Raw genomic sequence first — 23,723 nt, 5'->3', positions numbered from 1 at the left:
CTTCGCCCGGTGGCGCGAAACAGCGCCGAAACACGGCCGGGTGCCTGCTACACAGAAGGTGCCGCCCGACGCGACGCGGCGCACTTCCCCCTCGTCCCCCTGCCCGGGAGGCTCCATGCTGTCCGCAGAATCCGCCGCCGTGATCCGTGCGACCCTGCCCGCCGTGGCCGGCGCGCTCGACGAGATCACCACTCGCTTCTACGGCGCGATGTTCCGCGACCGGCCCGAACTGCTCGACGGGATGTTCAACCGCGGCAACCAGGCCAGCGGAGCACAGCGCCGCGCCCTCGCCGGTTCGATCGCCGGGTTCGCCGGCGCGCTCCTCGACGACCCGGACACCCGCCCGGACACCCTGCTGGACCGCATCGCCCACAAGCACGCCGCCGTCGGTGTCACCGACGACCAGTACACCATCGTGCACAAGTACCTCTTCGGCGCGATAGCCGAGGTTCTCGGCGACGCCGTCACCGCGGAGGTGGCGGCCGCCTGGGACGAGGTGTACTGGCTGATGGCCGGCGCCCTGATCGGCCGGGAGGCCCGCCTGTACCAGGACGCGGGCGTGGAGCCCGGCAAGGTGTGGCGGCAGTGGACGGTCGTCGAACGCCGGACCGAGACCCCGGACGTGGTGTCCTTCCTGCTCCGGCCCGCCGACGGCCGGCCGGCGCCGCGCGCGCGGGCGGGCCAGTACGTGAGCGTCCGGGTCCGGATGGCCGACGGCGTGCACCAGCTGCGCCAGTACAGCCTGTCCGGCGACCCGGGCGGCGACCTGCGGCGGATCACCGTCAAGCGGGTCGCCGGGGCGGCCGGGACGCCGGACGGCGAGGTCTCCGGCCTGCTCCACGAGCAGGTCCGCGAAGGCGACGAACTGGCTCTCTCCGCGCCCTTCGGCGATGTCTTCCTCGACGACCCGGCCGACGCCGGCGCCCCGGTCGCGCTGGTCTCCGCGGGCATCGGCGGCACCCCCATGACCGGCATCCTGGCCCACCTCGAAGCGCTGGGTTCGACCCGCCCGGTGCTCGTCCTGCACGCCGACCGCTCCCCCGCCGACCACGCCCTGCGCGCCGAGACCTGCGGGCTCGTCGAGCGGCTGCCGAACGCGCGCGCCGTGTTCTGGTACGAGCGTCCCGGTGCGCAGGAACCCGACGCCCGCGAAGGCCTGATGAACCTCGACGGCGTCGACGTGCCCGCCGACTCCGCGGTGTTCCTGTGCGGCCCGCTGCCGTTCATGCGCGAGGCCCGCGCACAGCTGCTGCGCGCCGGGGTTCCGGCACGGAGCATCCGCTACGAGGTCTTCGGTCCCGACCTGTGGCTGCCCGGCACGGCGGCCTGACAGCGGGACGCGCCGGGGCCCGGGGCCGCGGCGGGTGCGGGCCCGGTCGGTGACGGTTCACCGGCCGGGCCTTTCGCGTGCCCGCCCGACGGCGGTGTCCGGGCCGTTCGGACCGCACCGGTGGCCAACGGCCCCCTGACGGCGCCGGCCGGCGCGGGAGAGGCTGTGGCCGTGGGTCCCCGACCAGGTCACCGGAACGAGGAGTTGCGTGATGGCCAAGGCGTATCTGGTGGGCAGCGGGATGGCGGCGCTCGCCGCGGCCACGTTCCTGATCCGCGAGGGCGGGTTCGACGGTTCGGACATCCACCTCTTCGAGGAGAAGCGCGACATCGGCGGCAGCCTGGACGCGGGCGGCACGCCCGCGGCCGGCTGCACCATGCGCGGCGGGCGGATGTTCGAGGCCGAGTACCGCTGCACGTACGACCTGCTGTCCGGCATTCCCTCCCTCGACGACCCCTCGGTGTCGGTCACGCAGGAGATCCTCTCCGGGCACGAGGAGTCCGCCTGGGACGACGTCGCGCGGCTCGTCGACGGGGACGGGAAGATCGTCGACACCCGCTCGACGGGGTTCTCCGAACGCGACCGCCTGGACCTGGTGCGCTGTCCGGCCGCGCCCGAGGGGCACTTCGACGGCAACACGATCCGCACGTGCCGGCCGCCGCGCTGGAGACCATGCACCGCCGGTGAGGCCGGGGCGCGGCCGGTCGCCGCGCGCTCGGCCACGGCACGAGGCCCGGACGGTGTCACCGCGATCGCGGTGACACCGTCCGGGCCGTTCGTCACCGGTCTCGCCGCCGCTGTCCCGGGAGGTCCCGCGCGCCGCGGCGGGCCGGACCCGCCCAGCCGATCGCGACGGCCAGGAACAGGCACGTCAGCCCGGTGGGGGCGGCGACCACCGCCCAGGTCGGGCCGGCGCCGCCGGCCGTCACGAGGACCGCCGAGCCCGACGCGGCGGCCAGGCCGACGCCCAGGACGGTGACGAAGAGGGTGGCGCAGTGGTGGCGGGCGGGCCGGGGCGGGCCCTGGCCCAGCAGCGCCCAGTCGCGCAGGGTCTCCCGCGCCTCACGCCGGCGCCGTGCGGCCGTGCGGATCCGGAGACCGGCCGTGACGGCCGCGCCCGATCCGGCCGCGGCCGCGGGCGGCCACCACGTGTCGGCGACCAGCAGCAGTACGGCAAGGCCCGCGACCGTGGTCCATCCGCTCAGGCAGGCCGCCGCCGCGCCGCGGCGTGAGTCGGGCCGGTCGGCTCCCGCCCGCACCTCCGCGAGGGCGGGCAGGTACCAGACGCAGCCGGCAGCGGTCACCAGGGCGGTGCCCAGGGCCAGGACAGGCTGTGCCACGGCTCACGCCGCCGTTCCGGACTCGGCGATCTCCGGGTGGTGCAGGTCGAACGCCGGCGACTCGGAGCGGATCCGCGGGAGCGAGGTGAAGTTGTGGCGCGGCGGCGGGCAGGAGGTCGCCCACTCCAGGGAACGGCCGTAGCCCCACGGGTCGTCGACCTGGACCGGCTTGCCGTACCTGGCGGTCCGCCACACGTTGTAGAAGAACGGCAGGACCGACAGGCCCAGCAGGAACGAGCCGATCGTGGACAGGGTGTTGAGGGCGGTGAACCCGTCGGCGGCGAGGTAGTCGGCGTAGCGGCGCGGCATGCCCTCGGTGCCGAGCCAGTGCTGGACCAGGAAGGTGAGGTGGAAGCCGACCGTGAGGGTCCAGAAGGTGATCTTGCCGAGGCGCTCGTCGAGCATCTTGCCGGTGAACTTCGGCCACCAGAAGTGGAATCCGGCGAACATGGCGTACACGACCGTGCCGAACACCGTGTAGTGGAAGTGCGCCACCACGAAGTACGAGTCGGACAGGTGGAAGTCCATGGGCGGCGAGGCGAGGATGACGCCGGTCAGCCCGCCGAAGACGAACGTGATCAGGAAGCCCGTCGTCCACAGCATCGGCGTCTCGAAGGAGAGACTGCCCTTCCACATGGTGCCGATCCAGTTGAAGAACTTCACTCCGGTGGGCACCGCGATCAGGAACGTCATGAAGGAGAAGAAGGGCAGCAGCACACCTCCGGTGACGTACATGTGGTGTGCCCAGACCGTCACCGACAGGCCGGCGATGGCGATGGTGGCGCCGATCAGGCCCATGTACCCGAACATCGGCTTGCGCGCGAACACCGGTATCACCTCGGAGACGATCCCGAAGAACGGCAGCGCCAGGATGTACACCTCGGGGTGGCCGAAGAACCAGAACAGGTGCTGCCACAGCAGCGCGCCGCCGTTGGCCGCGTCGAAGATGTGGCTGCCGAACTTGCGGTCGCACTCCAGGGCGAAGAGGGCCGCCGCCAGCACCGGGAACACCAGCAGGATCAGCACGGCGGTCAGCAGCACGTTCCAGGTGAAGATCGGCATGCGGAACATGGTCATGCCGGGTGCGCGCATGCAGATGATGGTGGTGATGAAGTTGACCGCGCCCAGGATCGAGCCGAAGCCGGAGAGCGCGACACCCATGATCCACATGTCGGATCCGACCCCGGGCGAGTGGACGGCGTCGGACAGCGGGGCGTACAGGAACCACCCGAAGTCGGCCGCACCCTCGGGGGTGAGGAAGCCGAACGCCGCGATCGACGACCCGAACAGGAACAGCCAGTAGGCCAGCATGTTCAGCCGGGGGAAGGCCACGTCCGGGGCGCCGATCTGCAACGGCATGATCCAGTTGGCGAAGCCGGTGAACAGCGGCATGGCGAACATCAGCAGCATGATCGAGCCGTGCATCGTAAACGCCTGGTTGAACTGCTCGTTCGACATGATCTGCAGCCCGGGGCGGGCGAGTTCGGCGCGCATCAGCAGGGCCGTCACGCCGCCGACGACGAAGAACACGAACGCGGTGACCAGGTACAGCGTCCCGATCCTCTTGTGGTCGGTGGTCGTCAGCCACTGCGCCCAGGACGGCCCGGACGGCCGGGCCGCCGTCCGTACGGCCGGGCCGGCCTCGCGGGGCGCGGGGCGCCCCGGTGCGTCTCCCGCGTGTGTCACCTGGTCCAACTGCGCCTCGTCCATCGGACGGCGTCCTCCCCATCTGTTCCTGTGGCTCAGGGGCCGGGAAGCACGCACGGGTCGCAGCGATGGCAGGGCGGGGCCCTGTGCACGGTGGATGGCGCGGCACTCCCGGCCGCTGCCACATGATCGCCGCAGGGGACCCCCGGCCGACTAGGGTCGAACGGCCCCGGCTCGGGCCCCCGCCCGGGCCCAACGGTCCCTCTCGCCCCCGGGCCGGCCCGCACCGCCGGCCCGCACCGCCGGCCCGGCGAAGGCGCCGGTCAGTGGGCCGTCAGCCCATGCGCGCGGAACTGGCCGCGGACCCGGTCCACCAGGGCCGCGTCGGGGACGGGTGTGTCCCGCAGCGGGAAGGGGACGCCCAGGGCGTCGTACTTGGCCGCCCCGAGCTTGTGGAAGGGCAGGACGTCGACCCGCTCGACGCTGTCGAGGCCGGACAGGAAGCGGGCCAGCCCGTCGACGGCCTCGGGGTCGTCGGTCCAGCCGGGGACCAGCACGTACCGGATCCACATCCGCTTGCCGAGCCGGTCGAGGCGGGTGGCGAAGTTGAGGGTGGGGGCCACCTCGCCACCGGTCAGCTTCCGGTAGGCGGGGACGTCGAAGGACTTGACGTCCAGCAGCACCAGATCGACGTCGGCGAGCAGTTCGTCCGTCGCGCGGGCGCCCAGGAACCCGGAGGTGTCCAGCGCCGTGTGCAGTCCGGCCTCCTTGCAGCGGCGCAGCACGGCGCCGGTCAGCGCGGGCTGGAGCAGGGGCTCCCCGCCGGTGAGGGTGACTCCGCCGCCGGCCGCGGTGAGGAACGCCCGGTACTTGCCGATCTCGGCCATCACCTCGTCGACGGTCGCCTCCCGCCCGTCCCGCATGTGCCAGGTGTCCGGGTTGGCGCAGTACAGGCAGCGCAGCGGGCAGCCGCTGACGAAGAGGACGAACCGGGTCCCGGGACCGTCCACGCCGGTGGACAGGTCCCAGGAGTGGATCCGGCCCGTCGTGCGGCCGACGGCGGTGCTCACAGCGATCCGTGGAAGGTGCGGCTGATCACGTCGAGCTGCTGCTCGCGCGTCAGGCGGACGAAGTTGACGGCGTATCCCGAGACCCGGATCGTCAGCTCCGGGTACTTCTCGGGGTGGGCCATCGCGTCCTCGAGCGTGGCCCGGTCCAGGACGTTGACGTTCATGTGGAACCCTCCGGCCGACATGTAGCCGTCGAGGATGCCGACCAGGTGCCCGGCGCGCTCCTCGGGGACGTGCCCCAGCCCCTCCGGGGTGATCGTCGTCGTCAGCGAGATGCCGTCCCGCGCCGCTTCGTACGGCAGCTTGGCCACCGACAGGGCCGAGGCGGCCACGCCGTGCCGGTCCCGGCCGTTCATCGGGTTCGCGCCCGGCGCGAAGGGCTGCCCGGCCCGCCGGCCGTCGGGGGTGTTGCCGGTGTGCTTGCCGTAGACGACGTTGGAGGTGATGGTCAGGACCGACTGGGTGTGCTCGGCGTCCCGGTAGGTGGGGTGCTTGCGCACCTTCGCCATGAACGACTCCACCAGGTCGACGGCGAGGGCGTCGGCGCGGTCGTCGTTGTTGCCGTAGGCGGGGAACTCGCCCTCGGTGCGGAAGTCCACGGCCAGCCCGGTGGCGTCCCGGACGACCCGCACCCGGGCGTGCTTCACGGCGGACAGGCTGTCGGCTGCGACCGAGAGGCCGGCGATGCCGCAGGCCATGAAGCGGTGGACCGGATAGTCGTGCAGGGCCATCTCGATGCGCTCGTAGGCGTACTTGTCGTGCATGTAGTGGATGACGTTGAGCGCGTCGACGTAGGTCTGTGCCAGCCAGTCCAGGACCCTGTCGTAGGCCGCCGTCAGTTCCTCGTAGTCGAGGTACTCGCCCGTCAGCGGGGGCATCTCGGGGGTGATCTGGTCGCCGGTCATCTCGTCCCGGCCGCCGTTGACGGCGTACAGCAGTGCCTTGGCGAGGTTGACCCGGGCGCCGAAGAACTGCATCTGCCGGCCCACCGCCATCGCGGAGACGCAGCAGGCGATCGCCGTGTCGTCGCCGGTGCGCGGGCGCATCAGCTCGTCCGACTCGTACTGGACGGCGCTGGTGTCGATGGAGACCTGCGCGCAGAACTCCTTGAAGCCCTCCGGCAGCCGCGGCGACCACAGCACGGTCAGGTTCGGCTCGGGGGCGGGCCCGAGGTTGTACAGGGTCTGCAGGAAGCGGAAGGAGGTGCGGGTGACCAGGGGGCGGCCGTCCGCGCCGATGCCGCCGATCGACTCCGTCACCCACGTCGGGTCGCCGGAGAAGAGGGCGTCGTACTCGGGGGTGCGCAGGAACCGGACGATCCGCAGCTTGATGACGAAGTCGTCGATCAGCTCCTGGGCCCGTGCCTCGTCGAGGACGCCCTCGTCCAGGTCCCGCTGGAGGTAGACGTCCAGGAAGGTGGAGGTGCGCCCGAGCGACATCGCCGCGCCGTTCTGCTCCTTCACCGCCGCCAGGTAGCCGAGGTACAGCCACTGCACGGCCTCCTGGGCGGTGGCCGCCGGCCGGGAGACGTCACAGCCGTAGGTCGCCGCCATGCGGGTCAGCTCGGTCAGCGCCCGGATCTGTTCGGCCAGTTCCTCGCGGTCCCGGATGACGTGTTCGCTCGACGGCCGGGCGTCGAGCAGCGCGCGTTCGGCGTGCTTGGCCTCGATCAGCCGGTCGGTGCCGTACAGCGCGACGCGCCGGTAGTCGCCGATGATGCGGCCGCGGCCGTACGCGTCGGGGAGCCCGGTGATGATGCCGACCCTGCGGGCCGCCTTCATGGCGGGGGTGTAGGCGTCGAAGACACCGTCGTTGTGGGTCTTGCGGTAGGTCCCGAAGACCTTGTCCACGAACGGGTCGGCCTCGTAGCCGTACGCCTTCAGGCCGTTCTGCACCATGCGCAGGCCGCCGTTCGGCATGATCGCGCGCTTGAGCGGGGCGTCGGTCTGCAGGCCGACGATCAGCTCGCGGTCGCGGTCGATCCAGCCGGGGGCGTGCGAGGTGATCGTCGAGGGGGTCGCGGTGTCCACGTCGAGGATGCCGCGCGCACGCTCCTCGGGGAACAGCGCGCTGACCTTCTCCCAGACGGCCCGCGTACGGTCCGTGGGACCGGTCAGGAAGGCCGCGTCGCCCTCGTACGGGGTGTAGTTGGCCTGGATGAAGTCGCGCACGTCGATGCGTTCGCGCCAGGTGCCGCCGCGGAACTCCCGCCAGGCGTCGGCGGTCCGGGGGCCGGCTGTCATCGTCGTGGTCATCACGGGTCCTCTCGGTGAGCCGTTGTCTCGCTGCCGATGTTGCTCGTCCCGGCCGGCGGCGGGCAGTGCCGGTCAGTGCACGCGCGGGTCCCGCCCGGCCCCGCTGTTGCGGGACCTTCGGCCCCCGCGCGGCCCGGCTCCGGCGGTGCGCTTCGTGCCGCCGCCGTTGCGGACGGAGCGAGGCGGGTGCGGGCAGCGGTCCGCCGCCGGCCGCGGAAGTCGCGGCCGGCGGCGGAGGGCCGGATGTCCGGACCACCGGAGGCCGTACGGGGTCGAAGCGGCGGTCGGGTCCGGTCGTGACGGGGTCGGTCCGGCGGCGGAGGCGGGGCCGAGGGCGGCGCCGGGCTCAGTCGTGCGGGACCACGACGACGGGACAGCCGACGTGGTGCAGGACGGCGTGCGCCACCGGCCCCGTGTGGGCACCGAGGCGGTGGCCGCTCGCACGGCGGCCCACCACGAGGAGCCCGGCGTGCTTCGCGGCGTGCACCAGTGCGACGGCGGCCCGTCCCTCGCTCACCGTCTCGGTCACACGGACGGTCGGGTACTTCTCCCGCCAGGGGCGCAGCACCCCGGCCACGGCGCCTTCCTCGGCCGCCTGCGCCTCCGGGCCCGGCGCCGGGCCGGTGACGGCGGCCGGTGCGGCGGTCTCCGCCGGGTCGGGGGCGGGACGGTTCGGCACGCGGAAGGCGTGCACCACGTGCAGGCCGGTCCCGCGGCGGTGGGCGGCGTCGAAGGCGAACTCGACGAGTTCGTCGCAGGGGTGGCCGGTGTCCAGTCCCAGGACGACCGGGCGGAAGGGGGTCTCGGGGATCTCCTCCGGTGCGATGCCGTCCACGGCCGGCAGGTGCTCGCCCGCCTCGCCCCGGCCCGCCCGCACCAGCACCACGGGCTTCGGGGACCGGGCGACCACGCGCTGGGACACCGATCCCGTCACGAACCCGCCCACGGCGCCCAGGCCCAGCGACCCGAGAACCAGCAGGTCGGTCTCGGCCGCGGTGGCGATCAGGGCGGCCACCGCGGCGTCGCACACGAGACGATCGGTGATCCGCAGCCCGGGATGTGCGGCGCGGACGGCGGCGGCCGCCTCCCGCAGGATCTGTTCGGCCCACTGGTGCTCGGTGCGGTCCAGCGGTACGTCCGGTGCGGGGCGCGGATGGCGGTGCCAGGCGTGCACGATCCTGAGCCCGGTGCCCCGGCGTCCGGCTTCCCGGGCCGCCCAGTGCGCGGCCGCGAGACTCGCGGGCGAGCCGTCGACCCCTACGGCGATGTCGTGAAGCATGACGCATCCCTCCCGGTCCGGGGGACCTGCTGACACCCCCCAGCCTGCCTCAGGTGGAGGCCGACGGCCCCCGGGCCGAACAGCCCGGGCACCGGCCCTTTGGGCCCTGAGCGGGCCGAGGCCCGGTCCGGGGCCGACCGGCCCCCGCGGGCGGGACCGCCGGCACCTCGCGTGCGGCGGATCCCGGACCGACGCTGGAAGCATCACGTCCCCCATCCGAGGAGCACAGCGTCATGGCGCGTTACGTGTACGACTTCACCGAGGGCGGCCGTGACATGGCCGGCCTGCTCGGCGGCAAGGGAGCGAACCTGGCCGAGATGACCCGTCTCGGACTGCCGGTGCCCCCGGGATTCACCATCACCACCGAGGCCTGCCGGGCCTTCCTGGACTCCGGCGGCGAGCCCGCGGGCATGTGGGAGGAGGTCTCCGCGCACCTGTCGGCCGTCGAGACCGCCGCGGGCCGGCTGCTGGGCAGGCCGGACGATCCGCTGCTGCTGTCCGTCCGCTCCGGCGCCCGGTTCTCCATGCCGGGCATGATGGAGACGATCCTCGACATCGGTCTCAACGACGAGTCCGTCCTCGGTCTGGCCAAGGTCTCCGGCAGCGAGCGCTTCGCCTGGGACTCCTACCGCCGTCTCGTCCAGATGTTCGGCAGCACGGTCATGGGGGTCGACACCTCGCACTTCGAGCGGGCCATCGCCTCGCTGAAGGACGTGCGCGCAGTCCGGGACGACGTCCACCTGGACGCCGGTGACCTCGCCCAGCTGGTGGAGACGTACAAGAACATCATCCACCGGGAGACCGGCGAGGACTTCCCGCAGTCCCCCGCCGAGCAGCTGCGCCGCGCGGTCCTGGCCGTCTTCGAGTCCTGGAACGGCGAACGCGCCCGCGTCTACCGGCGCCGCGAGCACATCGCCGACGACCTCGGCACCGCGGTCAACGTGCAGCGCATGGTGTTCGGCAACCTCGGTCCCGACTCCGGCAGCGGTGTCGCCTTCACCCGTGACCCGGCCACCGGACGCCCCGGCCTGTACGGCGACTACCTGTCCAACGCCCAGGGCGAGGACGTCGTCGCCGGCATCCGCAACGCCGTCCCCCTCGACGAACTGGGCCGGCTGAACCCGGACGCGTTCGCCCGGCTGCGCGACCACATGGAAACGCTGGAGCGGCACTACCGGGACCTGTGCGACATCGAGTTCACCGTCGAGCGCGGCACGCTGTGGATGCTCCAGACCCGTGTCGGCAAGCGCACCGCGGAGGCCGCCTTCGCCATCGCCGCCGCACTGGCCGACGAGGGGCTCATCACCGCGGACGACGGCCTCGCCCGGGTGAGCGGCGAGGGTCTCGCCCGGCTGATGTTCCCGCGCTTCGACGCCTCGGCGGGCGGTGAGGCGCTCGCCCACGGCATCCCGGCCTCGCCCGGTGCCGCGGTCGGCGCGGCGGTCTTCTCGTCCGCGGAGGCCGTACGGCGCGCCGCGGCCGGCGAGAAGGTGGTGCTGGTCCGGCAGGAGACCACCCCCGACGACCTGCCCGGCATGATCGCCGCCCAGGCGGTGCTCACCAGCCGCGGCGGCAAGACGAGCCACGCGGCCGTCGTCGCCCGCGGCATGGGGAAGGTCTGCGTGTGCGGCGCCGAGGAGCTCTCCGTCGACCTCGACGAGCGGCGCTTCACCACGCCCGACGGCACCGTCGTCGAGGAGGGCACGGTCGTCTCCGTGGACGGTTCCGCCGGAGCCGTGTACGCGGGCGCGGTGCCGCTGGTCGACTCGGCGGTCATGCGCTTCCTGGAGGACGGTCGTTCGGACGGGCACGCGGCCGACGTGGTCGACGCAGTGGCCCGCGCCCTGAGCCGGGCCGACGCCGTCCGGCGCCTGGAGGTGCGTGCCAACGCCGACACCCCCGAGGACGCCGCCCGCGCGCGCCGGTTCGGTGCGCAGGGCATCGGTCTGTGCCGCACCGAGCACATGTTCCTCGGCGAGCGCCGCAAGCTGGTCGAGGAGATGATCCTGGCCCGCACGCAGGCCGAGCGCGACCGGTCCCTGGCGGCTCTGCTGCCGCTCCAGCGGGAGGACTTCACCGACATCCTGGAGGCGATGGACGGCCTGCCGGTCACCATCCGGCTCCTGGACCCGCCGCTGCACGAGTTCCTGCCGGACCGCACCGAACTCGCCGTCCGTATCGCCGCCGCCGAGGCCCGCGGCGGGCTGCCCGACGCGCACGACGTCGAACTGCTGACGGCGGTGAACCGCATGCACGAGGAGAACCCGATGCTCGGGCTGCGGGGCGTACGGCTCGGCCTGGTGGTGCCCGGTCTGGTCGCCATGCAGGTGCGGGCGATCGGTGAGGCCGTCGCACGGCGGGTGTCGGCCGGCGGCGACCCCCGGGCGGAGATCATGGTCCCGCTCGTGGGGGACGTCCGTGAGCTGCGGATCGTGCGCGAGGAAGTGCGGCGCGTGCTCGACGAGGTCTCCGCGACGTCGGGCGTGCGCGTCGACTGCCCCGTCGGAACGATGATCGAACTGCCCAGGGCGGCGCTGACGGCCGGCCCGATCGCCGAGGAGGCGGAGTTCTTCTCCTTCGGCACCAACGACCTGACGCAGACCACCTGGGGATTCTCCCGGGACGACGTGGAGGCGGAGTTCTTCTCGGCCTATCTCGACAAGGGCGTCTTCCCCGTCTCCCCGTTCGAGACGCTCGACCGGGAGGGCGTGGGCCGGCTGATCGGGATCGCCGTCGCCGAGGGCCGCGCGACCCGGCCCGGGCTGAAGATCGGGGTGTGCGGCGAGCACGGTGGAGACCCCGACTCGGTGCACTTCTTCCACGCCGCGGGCCTGGACTACGTCTCCTGCTCGCCCTTCCGGGTGCCGGTGGCGCGCCTGGAGGCCGGACGGGCGGCGCTGGAGGCGGCCGACGTCAGCGACAGCAGGTGAGCGGGACCCTCGGCCCCGGTACCGGGGTCGGCCGACCCCGGTACCAGGGTCGGCCGACCCTGGTACCGGGGCGGCGCGCGCAGCAGGCTTGAGGTGTACCGGAACGATCACAAGGAGCGGATCACATGACTGCCAAGGACACGGCTGCGGGCGAGGTCACCACCACCGTGCTGGTGCGCGCCGAGGGCGACGTGGACGAGGAGTCCCTCGCGTACCTGCGGGAGAAGGTGGGTGCCGCGCTCGACCGGCGCGGGCTCCCGGCCGTCAGCGGCGAGGTGCGCGTGGCCAGGGCCGTCGCCCACCACGTCGAACCGCCCTGGTCGGCCGCCGCCGAGATCCGGGTGGGGAACGGACTCGTGGTCGTCCACGCCCGCGAGGCGAGCGCCCGTGAGCTCGCCGACCGGCTGCAGGACCGGCTGCGCGACGGAACCGAACGCGTCGCGCACCGCGGGGACGTGACCCGCAGGACGGCCACGCCGCCGCCGTGGCGCGGCGGCCCGCAGCGGTAGGGCCCCGCGGGCCCGTGCCCGAACCGGCGGGGAGCCGGGGACCGATTCGGCTCCCGCCTCCCCGCCCACGCCCGTGAGGAGAGCCACCGTGACACACCGCACCGTCGGCGAAGTGATGACCAGGGACGTCGTCGAGGCACGCCGCGCGACGCCGTTCAAGGAAGTCGTGCGGCTGCTCGACCACCACCGGATCAGTGGACTGCCGGTGATCGACGACGACGACAAGGTGCTCGGGGTGGTCTCCGGGACCGACCTGGTGCGCGCACAGGCGCACCGGTCCGGGCGCGGTCGGGTCGGCGCCGTCACCGCCGCCGACCTGATGTCCAGCCCCGCGATCACCGTGCACCCCGAGCAGAGCGTCCCGGACGCGGCCCGGCTGATGGAACGCCGCGGCGTCGAGCGGCTGCCCGTCGTCGACGAGGAGGACCGTCTCATCGGCATCGCCACCCGCCGGGATCTGCTCCGGGTCTTCCTGCGCACGGACGACGACCTGAGCCGTCAGGTCAGCGAGCAGGTCGTCGGCGGAACCCTGGGACTGCCGCCCGACGCCGTCCTCGTCTCCGTCCGCGACGGCGTCGTCACCCTCGACGGCCGCCTGGAGGCGCGCAGCCAGGTCCCGGAGGCCGTGCGCGCGGCGTGGCGGCTGGAAGGCGTCGTGGGCGTGGTGAACGCGCTGACGTTCCGCGTCGACGACTGCGCGGCGCCGGCCGCGTCCGGATCCCCGGGGGCCCGATGAGGCGCCCGCACCGAACGGGCCGACAGGCCCTGCGGGTTCGGGCCGGACGGTCTCGGACGGGGACCTTCGGCGCCTGCGGCGGAACCCCGGTCCCCAGCACAGTGGAGTCGGGAAGCGGCGCCACCCACCGCGGTGCAGCTCCCGCCCCTGCCACCGCCGTGTTCTCACGGCAACCCTGAGCCGTGGGTCCACGGCACCCTGACACTGGAGGCTCTTCCATGACCCGACACGCATCCCGGACCAGGGCCACGGTCGGCACCGAGGCCCCCTCCGACACCGCGGTCGCCGTGGACCGCCTGGTCACGGCCGGCCTCAAGGCCCTCGCCGACTACGAGGGCCTCACCCAGGAACAGGTGGACCACATCGTGAAGAAGGCCTCGGTCGCCGCCCTGGACCAGCACACCGCGCTGGCCCGCCTGGCGGTGGAGGAGACCGGACGGGGGGTCTTCGAGGACAAGGCGGCCAAGAACATGTTCGCCTGCGAGCACGTCACGCACAGCATGGGCCCCATGAAGACCGTCGGGGTCATCGCCCGTGACGACATCGAGGACATGGTCGAGATAGCCGAGCCGGTCGGTGTGGTGTGCGCGATCACGCCCGTCACCAACCCGACCTCCACCACGATCTTCAAGGCGCTGATGGCGCTCAAGACCCGCAACCCGGTCGTGTTCGCCTTCCACCCCTCCGCCCAGCGGTGCAGCGCCGAGGCGGCCCGGACCGTGCGCGACGCGGCCGTCGCCGCCGGCGCCCCCGAACACTGCGTGCAGTGGATCGAGGCGCCCTCGGTCGAGGCGACCGACACGCTGATGCGGCACCCGGGTGTCTCCCTGATCCTCGCCACCGGAGGCAACGCCATGGTCAAGGCCGCCTACTCGGCGGGCAAGCCGGCCCTGGGCGTGGGTGCGGGCAACGTCCCCGCCTACGTGCACAGGAGCGCCAGGCTGCGCCGGGCCGTCAACGACCTGGTGCTGTCGAAGTCCTTCGACAACGGCATGATCTGCGCCTCCGAGCAGGCCGTCATCCTGGACACCGAGATCTACGACGCGGCGCTGGCCGAGTTCCGCACCCTGCACGCCCACCTGGCCACCGAGGAGGAGAAGGCGAAGCTGGAGGCGTTCCTCTTCCCCGTCGACCACAAGGCGGGGGCCGGCTGCGAGCCGAAGGTCAACGCGGCGGCCGTCGGCCGGAGCCCGGCGTGGATAGCCGAGCAGGCCGGGTTCGCCGTGCCGGAGCACACCTCGCTGATCCTCGTGCAGGCCGGCCGCGTGGGACCGGACGAACCGCTGACCCGGGAGAAGCTGTGCCCGGTGCTGGCGGTGCTGCGCGCCGAGGACGAGCGCCACGGCTTCGACCTGGCCGCCGACATGGTGGCGTTCCACGGCCAGGGCCACAGCGCCGTCGTCCACACCGAGGACCGCGCCGTGGCGGAGGCCTACGGCATGCGCATGAAGACCGTGCGGGTCATCGTCAACGCCCCCTCCTCGCAGGGCGCGATCGGCGGCATCTACAACGGCCTGCTGCCGTCGCTGACGCTCGGCTGCGGCTCGTGGGGCAGCACGTCGGTGTCGAACAACGTCTCCGCCGCCCAGCTGCTCAACGTCAAGCGGGTCTCCACCCGCCGCAACAACCTGCAGTGGTTCAAGGTCCCGCCGAAGATCTACTTCGAGCCGCAGGCCATCCGCTACCTCACCTCCATGCCGGACGTGCACCGCGTCACCGTCGTCACCGACGCGACCATGACCCGTCTCGGCTTCGTCGACCGGATCACCGGTGTCCTGCAGCGGCGCCGCGAACCGGTCACCCTCCAGATCATCGACAACGTCGAGCCCGAGCCCAGCATCGACTCCGTGCGGCGCGGCGCCCGCCTGATGGAGGACTTCCGCCCGGACACGATCATCGCGCTCGGCGGCGGCTCGCCCATGGACGCGGCGAAGGTGATGTGGCTGCTGTACGAGCAGCCGGACATCGATTTCGCCGACATGCGGCAGAAGTTCTCCGACATCCGCAAGCGCGCCTTCCGCTTCCCGACGCTCGGCAGGCTCGCCCGCCTGGTGTGCGTGCCGACCACCTCGGGAACCGGCGCCGAGGTCACGCCGTTCGCCGTCATCTCCGATCCGGCGACCGGCAAGAAGTACCCGCTGGCCGACTACGCGCTCACCCCCAGCGTGGCCATCGTCGATCCGCTGCTCACCACCGCGCTGCCGCCGGCCCTGGCCGCCGACAGCGGCTTCGACGCCCTCACCCACGCCATCGAGGCGTACGTCTCCGTCTACGCCAACGACTTCACCGACGGCCTCGCGCTGCACGCGATCCGCCTGATCTTCGACAACATCGGTGCCGCGGTGAACGACCGCGACGCGTCGCCCGAGGCCCGCGAGAAGATGCACAACGCCGGCACCATCGCCGGAATGGCCTTCGGCAACGCCTTCCTGGGCATCGTCCACGCCATGTCCCACACGCTGGGCGCCACCTTCCACATCGCCCACGGCCGCACCAACGCGGTCCTGCTGCCGCACGTCATCCGCTACAACGGCAGTGTCCCGACCAAGCTGACCGGCTGGCCCAAGTACGAGAACTACCGGGCCCCCGAACGCTTCCAGGACATCGCGCGCGCCCTGGGCCTGCCCGCCGCCACCCCCGCCGAGGGTGTGGAGTCCCTCGCCCTGGCCGTCGAGCGGCTGCGTGAAGCCGTCGGCATCGAGCCGACGTTCCGGGCCCTCGGCATCGACGAGAAGGCCTTCGCCGACGCCCTGCCCCAGCAGGCGCTCAACGCCTACGAGGACCAGTGCGCGCCCGCCAACCCCCGCATGCCGATGCTGGACGACATGCAGGAGATCATGCGCGCGGCCTACCACGGCTGAGCGCGGTCGCCGGGCGGCGATCAGGGGAGAGCCGGCCGGGCCGGGGTCGCCGGACCCCGGCCCGGCCGGCTTCGGCGCACCGCGGCGCCCGCGCGGACGGCGAGGACGGCACGGACGGCGAAGACGGCGGCGACGCGACGAAGGGCCGGGCGAGACCTTTCGGAGGTCTCGCCCGGCCCTTCGTCTTCCGCCGGCCGGTACGGCGCGCCGTCAGCCGAGCACGTCGGTGACGGGACGCCGGGGCAGGGACCGCACGCAGGGCGGGTGGCCGAGACGGAGGACCATCTGCGGGTACTGCCCCGCGGTGAGCGTCTGCCGGATCCGCCTGCGCAGGTGCGGCACCTCGAGGGGCTGCGTGTGGAAGGCCGCCATGACGCCGTGGGCGGCCGCCTGCAGCAGCATCCGCTCCAGCGCCTGGCCGGCCCTCAGCCAGGCGGCCGGGTCGTCGCGGTCGGTGCCGAGCAGCGCCACCAGTCCGGTCCGGGCCGGCCACCGCCGGGGCGGCATGGGGAACATGCCGGTCAGGCCCGCGTAGTCCCGGCCGGCGAGCGTGGTGCAGTCCGGGTGCAGGACGCCGACGTCGGCCGGGACCCCGTCGTCGCGGGGCTGGGCGGGCCGCCAGGTCCATCCGGCCTGCTCGGCCGCGAGCCTCGCGTCGGTGCGGTGGGCGTCCTCGCCGGCCCGGACCAGTTCGGCCAGCCGCCGGCGGTCCGCGCCGGCGGCGACGACGTGCAGCTCGGCGCCCTCACGACGGACCTGCTCGCGCAACTCCTCCAGGAGGCCCGCGGGCGGCGCCTGCGGCAGGAAGGGGCCGCGCGCGGTGTGCCGTCTGCCCAGGGCGGCGTACAGACGCTGCTCCTCGGGGGTCGGCCGGGTGTGGGCACCCCAGCCGACCGTGGCGAGGTGGGCGAGGTCCTGCGGGTCGGGGAAGGTGTCGACGAGGGGCCGGAACCCCAGGTGCAGCATGGCGAGCCGGATGTTGAGCAGGGCCGCCCCGCAGCCGAGGACCATCTCCCGTCCCAGGGGGTCGGCCAGGGGCAGTCCCCGCTCCGCGACCGCGTGCAGTTCGATGCCCCTGTCCCCGTGCGCCACGAAGCGCCAGGGCTGGGTGTTGTGGAGCGAGGGCGCGGTGACGGCCGCGCGGGCCAGATAGGCGGAGGCGTGACCGGGGCATGCGCTGACGACGGACATGAACGGTGCCGCCCTTTCTTGAGCTTCCTGTTCCCAGGATCGCTCCGAGCAGCGGTTTCCCGGCAGGGGCCGCAGGTCCCCCGCGGCGGCCGAGGGGCCCTGGCGACGACGGGTCCGGGGCCGGCGCGGGCCGGCGCGGGTTCCGCCGGGCGTCGTCACCCGGGGAGAAGCAGACGGCTCGTCTCCCCCGGCTGGACGCTCACGGCCCGGTCGGCGAGCTGGATGTCGATGGGCGAGCGGTCCGACGGCGGCACCTCGATCTCCAGCTGCCCGCGCGACAGCCGCAGCCGTACGCCCCAGTGGCCCTGGTAGCGCAGGGCGAACCCGTACGAGGACAGTTCCGGCAGCGGCACCGGGTCGAGCCACAGGGCCCCCTCGCGGGTCTCCAGTCCGGTCAGCCCGCGCTGTACCAGGTCGAGGCTGCCGGCCATGGCACCCAGGTGGATGCCCTCGCCGGTGGTGCCGCCCTGGATGTCCGCGATGTCGCCGCGCAGGGCCTCCTGGCAGAAGGTCCATGCCTCGGCGCGCCGGGCCCTGGCGAGGATCCAGCCGTGGACCAGTCCGCTGAGCGTGGAGCCGTGGCTGGTGCGCCCCAGGTAGTAGTCGACGGTGCGCAGCCAGGTGTCCTCGTCCAGGCGGTGTCCCAGGCGGTGGAACAGCGCCCGGAGTTCCGCGGGGGAGAACAGGTAGCCGAGCATCAGCACGTCGGCCTGCTTGGACGCCTTGTAGCGGTTGGCGGTGTCGCCCTCCGCCTCCAGGATCCGGTCCAGGCGCCGGATGTCGTCGTACCGCCTGCGGTAGTCCCCCCAGTCGAGTTCGGCGAGGTCGCCGTAGCCCTGGAACTGGCTGACGACGCCGTCGTGGAAGGGCACGTGCAGGGTGCGGGAGACGTCCTCCCACTGTTCCAGTTCGCCGCCGTCGAGGCCGGTGCGCTCGGCCAGTTCGCGTCGGCGCGGCTCGGGCAGGGCCGCGAGCACCTCGAGGGTGCGGGTGAGCACCCAGGCGGCCGTGACGTTGGTGTAGGCGTTGTCGTCGAGTCCGGGTTCCGGAGCGTCGGGGTACGCGTCGTGGTACTCGTCGGGTCCCATGACGCCCAGGATGCGGTGCCGCCCGAGGCGCTCGTCCCAGGTGGCCGAGTCCGCCCAGAAGCGGGCGATCTGCAGGAGCATCTCGGCGCCCTTGGTGTGCAGGAACTCGGCGTCCCCGCTGGCCTCGCAGTACTGCCACACGTTGTACGCGATCGCCGAGCCGACGTGGTACTGCAGCCGGGAGTTGTCGGGCAGCCAGCGCCCGGAACGGGGGTTGAGGTGCAGGCGCTGTGTCTCCTCCCGCCCGTCGCTGCCGCTCTGCCAGGGGTAGCGGGCACCGCGCCGACCGATCGCGCGCGCGGCCGAGCAGGCCTGCTCCAGGCGGCGGTGGCGGTAGCGGAGCAGGGCGCGGGAGACCTCGGGGAAGTGGAGGTCGAGGTACGGCAGGACGAACAGTTCGTCCCAGAACACGTGCCCGCGGTACGCCTCGCCGTGCAGGCCCCGGGCCGGGACCCCGACGTCGAGGTCCGCGGTGTGCGGGGACAGGGTCTGCAGCACGTGGAACAGGTGCAGCCGCAGGACGGCTCCCGGCTCGCCGGGGACGTCGATGTCGGCCCGGCGCCACAGCAGGTCCCAGGCCGTCAGATGGGCCTCGAGCAGTTCGTCGAATCCGGGGGCCCGGCCCACCCGCTCGACCGCCGCCTCCAGGGGGTCGCTGATGGCGCGGTCGTGGGAGGTGTGCAGGGCGACGGTCTTGTCGACGGTGACGGTCCTCCCGGCGGTCAGGTGCAGGACGGTCTCCTGGACCGCCCGCAGCTGCTCGTGCCGCGCGGCGACCGGGACGTCGGCCGACGTGAGACGGACCGCCATGCCGATGCGGACGTCGGAGGTCCGGGTACGGCAGCGCAGCCACACCGTGTCCGCGGCGCGGGTGCCGGTGTGCACGTGGGTGAGGTGGCGGCCGTCCAGGTCACGGTAGCGGGGCACGCCGGCGTTGGTGACGCCACCGTCGAGTGCAGCCTCGACCTCCAGGTCGGCGGTGTGGCCTTCCAGGGTGAACTCGGTGCGCAGGGCGGCGAGATGGGGGTCCGCCATGTGCACGAGCCGCTGCTGGCGCACCGTCAGGGCGCTTTCGTCACCGAGGGCGTACCGGGTCCGCCGCTCCAGCAGGCCCGAGGCGAGGTGGAGCAGGAGGCGGTGGTCGAGCACCGTGGCCGTGTCCGGGGTGAGCCACTCCCCTCCGACGAGCCGGAACCGCAGCGGAAGCCAGTTGGGGAGGTTGACCATGTCCTCGTTCTCGACGAGGCGGCCCGCGACCTCGGACGTCAGCCGGTTGTAGCAGCCGGCCGCGTAGGTGCCCGGATAGTGCACGCCGTCCGCGTCGCACTCCGGGAACGCGCCGCGGGTGGCGAAGTAGCCGTTGCCCAGCGTGCACAGCGATTCCCTGAGCGGCTCCTGCCCGGGGTCGTACCCGTGGTACTCCCACACCCCGTCCGGCACGGCGGCACCGGGCCCCTCGGCGGGCTGTGCCAGGTCGTCGGTGTCGCGGGTGCCGGCCGCCGGTCCGCTCGCGGTGCCGGACCGGCGGGACGGGCCCGTCCGTTCCGGCAACGGCGCCACGGTCCCCTCCGCCTCCCTCCTGTGTGCGTGAGCGGGGGCTCTCACACCCGCTGCGGTACGACCGTCACCGGGCACTGCGCGTGGTGCAGCAGCGTGTGGCTCACCCGGCCGAGTTGCAGGCCGAGGTGGCCGACCCTGCGCCGCGCGCCGACGATGACGAGGTCGGCGGCGGCCGAGCGGTCGACGAGCGCCTTGGCGGCCGGTCCCTCCACCGTCGTCCGGCGCACCCGGACCGCCGGGTGCTCGGCCGTCGCCTCCCGGAGGACCTCGTCGAGCAGGGCCGAGGCACGTTCCTCGTGCCGGCGGGCCCGTTCGTCGGCCGGTGCCGGATGGTCGACGCTCTCGTGCGCCGGGCAGCGCCAGGCGCGCACGACGTCCAGGGTGCACGCCCGCGCCTCGGCCTCGCGGAAGGCGAGGCGCACCGCGTCACCACCGGTGTCCGGGTCGCCGGCCCCGAGGAGGATCCGCTCGTGGGTGCCGGCCAGGGCGGCGGCATCACCGCGGACCACGGTCACCGGGCAGTGCGCGCGGGCGGCGACGGCCAGGCCCACCGAGCCGAGGAGCATTCCCTTCAGCTCACCACGGCCGCGCGAGCCGGTCACCAGGAGAGCGGCGTTGTCGCCCTCGTGCAGGAGGGCGTCCGCGGGTTCCGTGGTGAGGACCGCGGTCGACACCTTGACGTCCGGGTTGCGCCGCCGGGCGCGTTCCGCGGCGGAGGCGACGATGTGCTCCGCCAGCACCTGCGCCGAGGGGCGGTCCTGCCCGCGGAACACCATGGTGCCCTCGTAGCGCTCCCAGAGGGAGGCGTGGACCAGCCGCAGCGGCAGGCCCAGGCGGGCCGCCTCGTCCACGGCCCAGTCGACCGCCGTCAAACTGGGATCCGATCCGTCGACGCCCACGATCAGGGGCAGTTCCGTCATCGTGCTCACCGCCTTTCGTCGGGGTGCCCTGCGCATGCAGCAGAAACCCTCTCCACCACCGTCGCACGCCTGCGCCGCCGGGGCAGGGGCGAAGGGGGTGGTCCGGGGGGCCGGTCGGCCCACCCGGTCGACTCGGACGCCTCGGTCGACTCGGACGCCTCGGACGCCTCGGACGCCTCGGACGGCGCGGACGGCGCGGACGGCGCGGACGGCGCGGACGGCGCGGCAGCCGGCAGCCGGCGAGGCACGGCCCCCCGGGGGGCCGGCTTGCCGCCCACGGACGTGGGAGCGGTGCGGGCGGCGGCCGCGGGCCGCTGACGGCAGTGAGGGCCACTCGGCCCGGTGTCCGGGGCCGCTCAGGCCCTGGGGGACGTGCCCCTTCCGGAGGACGCTGGGGGCACAGGCTCCGGAGGGAGGGCCCCACGGTTCCTCCCCCGGACACGTCCCGACCGTTCGAGGAGAATCAGTCATGAAGGCCACCAGGGTCGACACCCTCATGGTCCGCGACGTCGTCACGGCCGAGCGCGACACACCGTTCAAGGAAGTGGTGCGCAGGCTCGACCGGCACCGCGTCAGCGGGCTGCCGGTGACCGACCCGGAAGGGAAGGTCGTCGGTGTGGTGTCCGAAACGGATCTCCTGCTCCGGCAGGCGACGGCTCCCGCACCGGGCGGCGGCCGGGGCTCCTGGACGGAGCGGCTGCGCGGGCTGAGCCGGCGCGTCCGCCGGGACACGGTCAGGGCCCGTGCCGGCACGGCCGGCAGCGTCATGTCGGTTCCCGCGGTCACGGTGCGCGCCGACGCCACCGTCACCGAGGCGGCCCGGCTCATGGCCGAACACGGCATCGAGCGGCTGCCGGTGGTGGACGGGGAGGACCGGCTGGTCGGCATCGTCACCCGGCGCGAACTGCTCCGGGTGTTCCTGCGCCCCGACGAGGAGATCCGCCGGGAGGTGGAGCAGCGGGTCTTCGGCGACGCGCTGTGGCTGGCGCCGCACGTCGTCGAGGCCTCCGTCAGGAACGGCGTGGTCACGCTCACCGGCCAGTTGGAGCGGCGCAGCGACATCCCCGTCGCGGTGGGCCTGACGAGCCGCCTCGACGGTGTGGTCGCGGTCGTCGACCGCCTCTCGTACCGGCTCGACGACTCCCATCTGCCGCCCGCAGACCAGGCGGCCCTGCACGGCATCACGGACGACTGGATGCGCCGGCTCTGAGCCCGCTCCCCGGTCACCGCACCAGGGCCTGTCCGGCGGATCAAGCCGGAGGAAACCGGAATCGTCGGGGCTCCGGGCGGGGCCGGCCTCGGACAGGCCCTCCACGAGGAGCGGTCGAGGAGCGGTCCGGGAGCGGCTGACGCACGGGAAGCCGACGCACGGGAAGGAGGAATCGACGTCATGGCCACGGCGCTCGTCTCGATGGTGCTGTTCGTGCACGGTTTCGTCCATCTGCCGGTCTGGCCGGCGCGCACCGGCGGGGACGGGCCGTTCGACCCCCGGCACTCCTGGGCGCTGGCGGCGGCAGGAGTGCCCGGTCCCCGGGTCGCGGGAGCCGCCGCCATCGGCCTCGCCTCGGTGACGTCCATGCTGTGCGTCGTCGCGGGCGCGGCCGTCGCCGTGCGGAGCGGCGGATGGCCGGCGGCGGCGCTCCTCGCCGCCTGCGTCGGCCTGCTGCTGAAGACCCTGTGGTTCAACCGCTGGCTGTCCCTCGGCGTGCTGCTCGACGTGGGCGTGGTCGTCGCCGTACTGACCGGCTGGCCCGCGTCCCTGTACTGAGCGGCCCGCCGGCCCGGTCCGCAAGGGACCATCGGCGGCGCGGCGGGAACCACCCGGCCCACGCCGCGCGGCCGACACCGGAGCCACCGTGGCGGTACGAGAACTCTCCGGGAGGCTGCCATGACCGACATCGTCACCGCCGGAAGGATCGTGGTGGGCGTCGACGGGTCCGAGGCCTCGTCGTCGGCTCTGCGCTGGGCCGTGGAGCAGGCCCGGGCTCTGGGGGCGGAGGTGGTCGCCGTGCACGCCTGGGAGCCGTCGGGGCCCGGGTTCGCGCCGTACGCCCCGGTCGCGGCGCGCCCCACCGCCGCCGCCGAGCGGGACGCGGCCGCGCGACGGCTGGCGGACACGCTGCGCGAGGTGTTCGGCCGGCGGCCCGACGTGGCCGTACGCGCCGAGCTGGTCGAGGGTCCCGCCGCGCGGGTGCTCCTGGAGCGGGCCCGCGGCGCCCTCCTGCTGGCTCTGGGACGCACGCCGCACGAGTGGGGGGAGGCCCCGGTGATGGGCGCCGTCGGTCGTGAGTGCCTGCGGCACGCACCCGTTCCGGTGGTCGCGGTGCCCGTGGTGCCCGTCCGGTCCCATGCGCCGCTCACGGTGGCCGCGGCAGAACCGCGTGCGCGAGCGCCCCGCACCCCCGCCCACGCCGCGTCGGGGTGACCGCCATGACCATCCTGGTCGGCCACGTGAGCGCGGACGGCTCCACCCGGGAGATCGCCGAGCGGATCGCGGCCGGCCTGCGGCGGGCGGGACTCGTGGCGGAGGCCCGGTCCCTGGCCGAGGTCGCCGACGCGGGCGCCTACGAGGCGTTCGTGCTGGGAAGCGCCGTGCACGGGCAGAGCTGGCTCCCCCCGGCCGTGGACTTCCTCCGGGACAACCTCGACGTGCTGCGGGTGCGGCCGGTGTGGATCTTCAGCGTCGGGATGCCGGACGCGCTGCGTGGGCCGTTCAGGCGCATGGGGCCCAAAGAGGTGCCGGTGATCGAGAAGGGCCTGCCGGCCGGTCTCGGGTACCGGGACCACCGTCTGTTCTCCGGTGTCGTCACGGCGGCCCGGCTGCCGCGTACGGGCCGGATCGTCTTCCGCCTGATGGGCGGCCGGTTCGGCGACTACCGCGACTGGGACGCCATCGACGCGTGGACGGCACGGACGGCCGCCGCGCTGAAGGGCCGGCCGACCGCCTGACGGGCGCTGCCGGGCGCTCCGGGCCGTGCGCGGACCTCCGGCGTGCCGGCCGTACGGG

At 73.6% G+C, this 23,723-nt stretch carries 17 protein-coding genes and 1 pseudogene; 10 read left to right on the top strand and 8 right to left on the bottom strand.

Features of this window, described 5'->3' with window-relative positions:
• The first annotated feature begins 115 nt into the window (after positions 1–115).
• Both ACIP5W_RS13585 and ACIP5W_RS13580 read left to right on the top strand, forming a co-directional pair.
• Positions 116–1,330 carry a globin domain-containing protein gene (locus ACIP5W_RS13585; RefSeq protein ID WP_401471439.1) on the top strand — a complete coding sequence of 405 codons (1,215 nt, stop codon included), beginning with the start codon at positions 116–118 and terminating at the stop codon, positions 1,328–1,330.
• A 211-nt stretch (positions 1,331–1,541) separates the two neighbouring features.
• A pseudogene (locus ACIP5W_RS13580) lies at positions 1,542–1,982 on the top strand (oleate hydratase); the annotation flags it as partial.
• A gap of 127 nt (positions 1,983–2,109) precedes the next feature.
• Here the strand turns inward: ACIP5W_RS13580 and ACIP5W_RS13575 are convergent.
• The 5 genes from ACIP5W_RS13575 to ACIP5W_RS13555 form a co-directional block, all read right to left on the bottom strand.
• The gene (locus ACIP5W_RS13575; protein ID WP_401471955.1) at positions 2,110–2,670 is read right to left on the bottom strand and encodes a hypothetical protein; all 561 of its coding nucleotides are present in this window, start codon (positions 2,668–2,670) and stop codon (positions 2,110–2,112) included.
• A gap of 3 nt (positions 2,671–2,673) precedes the next feature.
• Entirely contained in the window at positions 2,674–4,380 is a 1,707-nt protein-coding gene (gene ctaD / locus ACIP5W_RS13570) for a cytochrome c oxidase subunit I (RefSeq protein ID WP_401471436.1), read from the bottom strand.
• A gap of 260 nt (positions 4,381–4,640) precedes the next feature.
• The gene (gene pflA, locus ACIP5W_RS13565; protein ID WP_401471433.1) at positions 4,641–5,387 is read right to left on the bottom strand and encodes a pyruvate formate-lyase-activating protein; all 747 of its coding nucleotides are present in this window, start codon (positions 5,385–5,387) and stop codon (positions 4,641–4,643) included.
• Entirely contained in the window at positions 5,384–7,642 is a 2,259-nt protein-coding gene (gene pflB / locus ACIP5W_RS13560) for a formate C-acetyltransferase (RefSeq protein WP_401471430.1), read from the bottom strand. The genes pflA and pflB overlap by 4 nt, the downstream gene beginning before the upstream one ends.
• A gap of 346 nt (positions 7,643–7,988) precedes the next feature.
• On the bottom strand, positions 7,989–8,921 hold the full coding sequence (locus ACIP5W_RS13555) for a universal stress protein (protein ID WP_401471427.1): 933 nt from the start codon (positions 8,919–8,921) through the stop codon (positions 7,989–7,991).
• A gap of 233 nt (positions 8,922–9,154) precedes the next feature.
• On the opposite strand from ACIP5W_RS13555, the gene ppdK reads away from it, so the two are divergent.
• From ppdK to adhE, 4 genes are all read left to right on the top strand, one after another.
• Positions 9,155–11,851, top strand: coding sequence for a pyruvate, phosphate dikinase (gene ppdK / locus ACIP5W_RS13550; protein ID WP_401471424.1), 2,697 nt, complete (start codon positions 9,155–9,157; stop codon positions 11,849–11,851).
• Between the two features lie 125 nt (positions 11,852–11,976).
• Positions 11,977–12,360: a hypothetical protein gene (locus ACIP5W_RS13545; RefSeq protein ID WP_401471421.1), complete on the top strand. Its 384-nt coding sequence runs from the start codon at positions 11,977–11,979 to the stop codon at positions 12,358–12,360.
• A gap of 88 nt (positions 12,361–12,448) precedes the next feature.
• Positions 12,449–13,096 (top strand): CBS domain-containing protein, encoded by a 648-nt coding sequence (locus ACIP5W_RS13540; RefSeq protein WP_401471418.1) that lies wholly within the window; start codon positions 12,449–12,451, stop codon positions 13,094–13,096.
• 218 nt (positions 13,097–13,314) lie between these two features.
• Positions 13,315–15,957, top strand: a complete 2,643-nt coding sequence (adhE, locus tag ACIP5W_RS13535) for a bifunctional acetaldehyde-CoA/alcohol dehydrogenase (RefSeq protein WP_401471415.1) — start codon at positions 13,315–13,317, stop codon at positions 15,955–15,957.
• Between the two features lie 210 nt (positions 15,958–16,167).
• Here the strand turns inward: adhE and ACIP5W_RS13530 are convergent, their stop codons facing one another.
• The 3 genes from ACIP5W_RS13530 to ACIP5W_RS13520 form a co-directional block, all read right to left on the bottom strand.
• Positions 16,168–17,148 carry an Acg family FMN-binding oxidoreductase gene (locus ACIP5W_RS13530; RefSeq protein ID WP_401471412.1) on the bottom strand — a complete coding sequence of 327 codons (981 nt, stop codon included), beginning with the start codon at positions 17,146–17,148 and terminating at the stop codon, positions 16,168–16,170.
• A 155-nt stretch (positions 17,149–17,303) separates the two neighbouring features.
• On the bottom strand, positions 17,304–19,676 hold the full coding sequence (locus tag ACIP5W_RS13525) for a glycoside hydrolase family 65 protein (RefSeq protein ID WP_401471934.1): 2,373 nt from the start codon (positions 19,674–19,676) through the stop codon (positions 17,304–17,306).
• A 161-nt stretch (positions 19,677–19,837) separates the two neighbouring features.
• Positions 19,838–20,716 (bottom strand): universal stress protein, encoded by an 879-nt coding sequence (locus tag ACIP5W_RS13520; protein ID WP_401471931.1) that lies wholly within the window; start codon positions 20,714–20,716, stop codon positions 19,838–19,840.
• Positions 20,717–21,185: 469 nt separating this feature from the next.
• Here ACIP5W_RS13520 and ACIP5W_RS13515 point away from each other — a divergent pair, with 469 nt between their 5' ends.
• The 4 genes from ACIP5W_RS13515 to ACIP5W_RS13500 all read left to right on the top strand — a co-directional run bounded on the left by ACIP5W_RS13515 (position 21,186) and on the right by ACIP5W_RS13500 (position 23,665).
• Positions 21,186–21,926 carry a CBS domain-containing protein gene (locus ACIP5W_RS13515; protein WP_401471409.1) on the top strand — a complete coding sequence of 247 codons (741 nt, stop codon included), beginning with the start codon at positions 21,186–21,188 and terminating at the stop codon, positions 21,924–21,926.
• A 180-nt stretch (positions 21,927–22,106) separates the two neighbouring features.
• The gene (locus tag ACIP5W_RS13510) at positions 22,107–22,484 is read left to right on the top strand and encodes a hypothetical protein (protein ID WP_401471406.1); all 378 of its coding nucleotides are present in this window, start codon (positions 22,107–22,109) and stop codon (positions 22,482–22,484) included.
• A 120-nt stretch (positions 22,485–22,604) separates the two neighbouring features.
• The gene (locus tag ACIP5W_RS13505) at positions 22,605–23,141 is read left to right on the top strand and encodes a universal stress protein (RefSeq protein ID WP_401471403.1); all 537 of its coding nucleotides are present in this window, start codon (positions 22,605–22,607) and stop codon (positions 23,139–23,141) included.
• Between the two features lie 5 nt (positions 23,142–23,146).
• A complete protein-coding gene (locus tag ACIP5W_RS13500) occupies positions 23,147–23,665 on the top strand; it encodes a flavodoxin domain-containing protein (protein WP_401471400.1) in 519 nt (172 codons plus the stop codon).
• Positions 23,666–23,723 lie beyond the last annotated feature (58 nt).

This window comes from Streptomyces sp. NPDC088766 (genome assembly GCF_044750845.1).
GTDB lineage: Bacteria > Actinomycetota > Actinomycetes > Streptomycetales > Streptomycetaceae > Streptomyces.
This window is presented reverse-complemented; position numbering and strand designations above follow the sequence as displayed.

Coding starts and splice junctions, on each gene's coding strand:
- ppdK (WP_401471424.1), top strand. CDS start 9,155: ATGGCGCGTTACGTGTACGACTTCACCGAGGGCGGCCGTGACATGGCC.
- ACIP5W_RS13545 (WP_401471421.1), top strand. CDS start 11,977: ATGACTGCCAAGGACACGGCTGCGGGCGAGGTCACCACCACCGTGCTG.
- ACIP5W_RS13515 (WP_401471409.1), top strand. CDS start 21,186: ATGAAGGCCACCAGGGTCGACACCCTCATGGTCCGCGACGTCGTCACG.
- ACIP5W_RS13500 (WP_401471400.1), top strand. CDS start 23,147: ATGACCATCCTGGTCGGCCACGTGAGCGCGGACGGCTCCACCCGGGAG.
- ACIP5W_RS13585 (WP_401471439.1), top strand. CDS start 116: ATGCTGTCCGCAGAATCCGCCGCCGTGATCCGTGCGACCCTGCCCGCC.
- ACIP5W_RS13505 (WP_401471403.1), top strand. CDS start 22,605: ATGACCGACATCGTCACCGCCGGAAGGATCGTGGTGGGCGTCGACGGG.
- ACIP5W_RS13510 (WP_401471406.1), top strand. CDS start 22,107: ATGGCCACGGCGCTCGTCTCGATGGTGCTGTTCGTGCACGGTTTCGTC.
- pflB (WP_401471430.1), bottom strand. CDS start 7,642: ATGACCACGACGATGACAGCCGGCCCCCGGACCGCCGACGCCTGGCGG.
- ACIP5W_RS13555 (WP_401471427.1), bottom strand. CDS start 8,921: ATGCTTCACGACATCGCCGTAGGGGTCGACGGCTCGCCCGCGAGTCTC.
- adhE (WP_401471415.1), top strand. CDS start 13,315: ATGACCCGACACGCATCCCGGACCAGGGCCACGGTCGGCACCGAGGCC.
- ctaD (WP_401471436.1), bottom strand. CDS start 4,380: ATGGACGAGGCGCAGTTGGACCAGGTGACACACGCGGGAGACGCACCG.
- ACIP5W_RS13520 (WP_401471931.1), bottom strand. CDS start 20,716: ATGACGGAACTGCCCCTGATCGTGGGCGTCGACGGATCGGATCCCAGT.
- ACIP5W_RS13530 (WP_401471412.1), bottom strand. CDS start 17,148: ATGTCCGTCGTCAGCGCATGCCCCGGTCACGCCTCCGCCTATCTGGCC.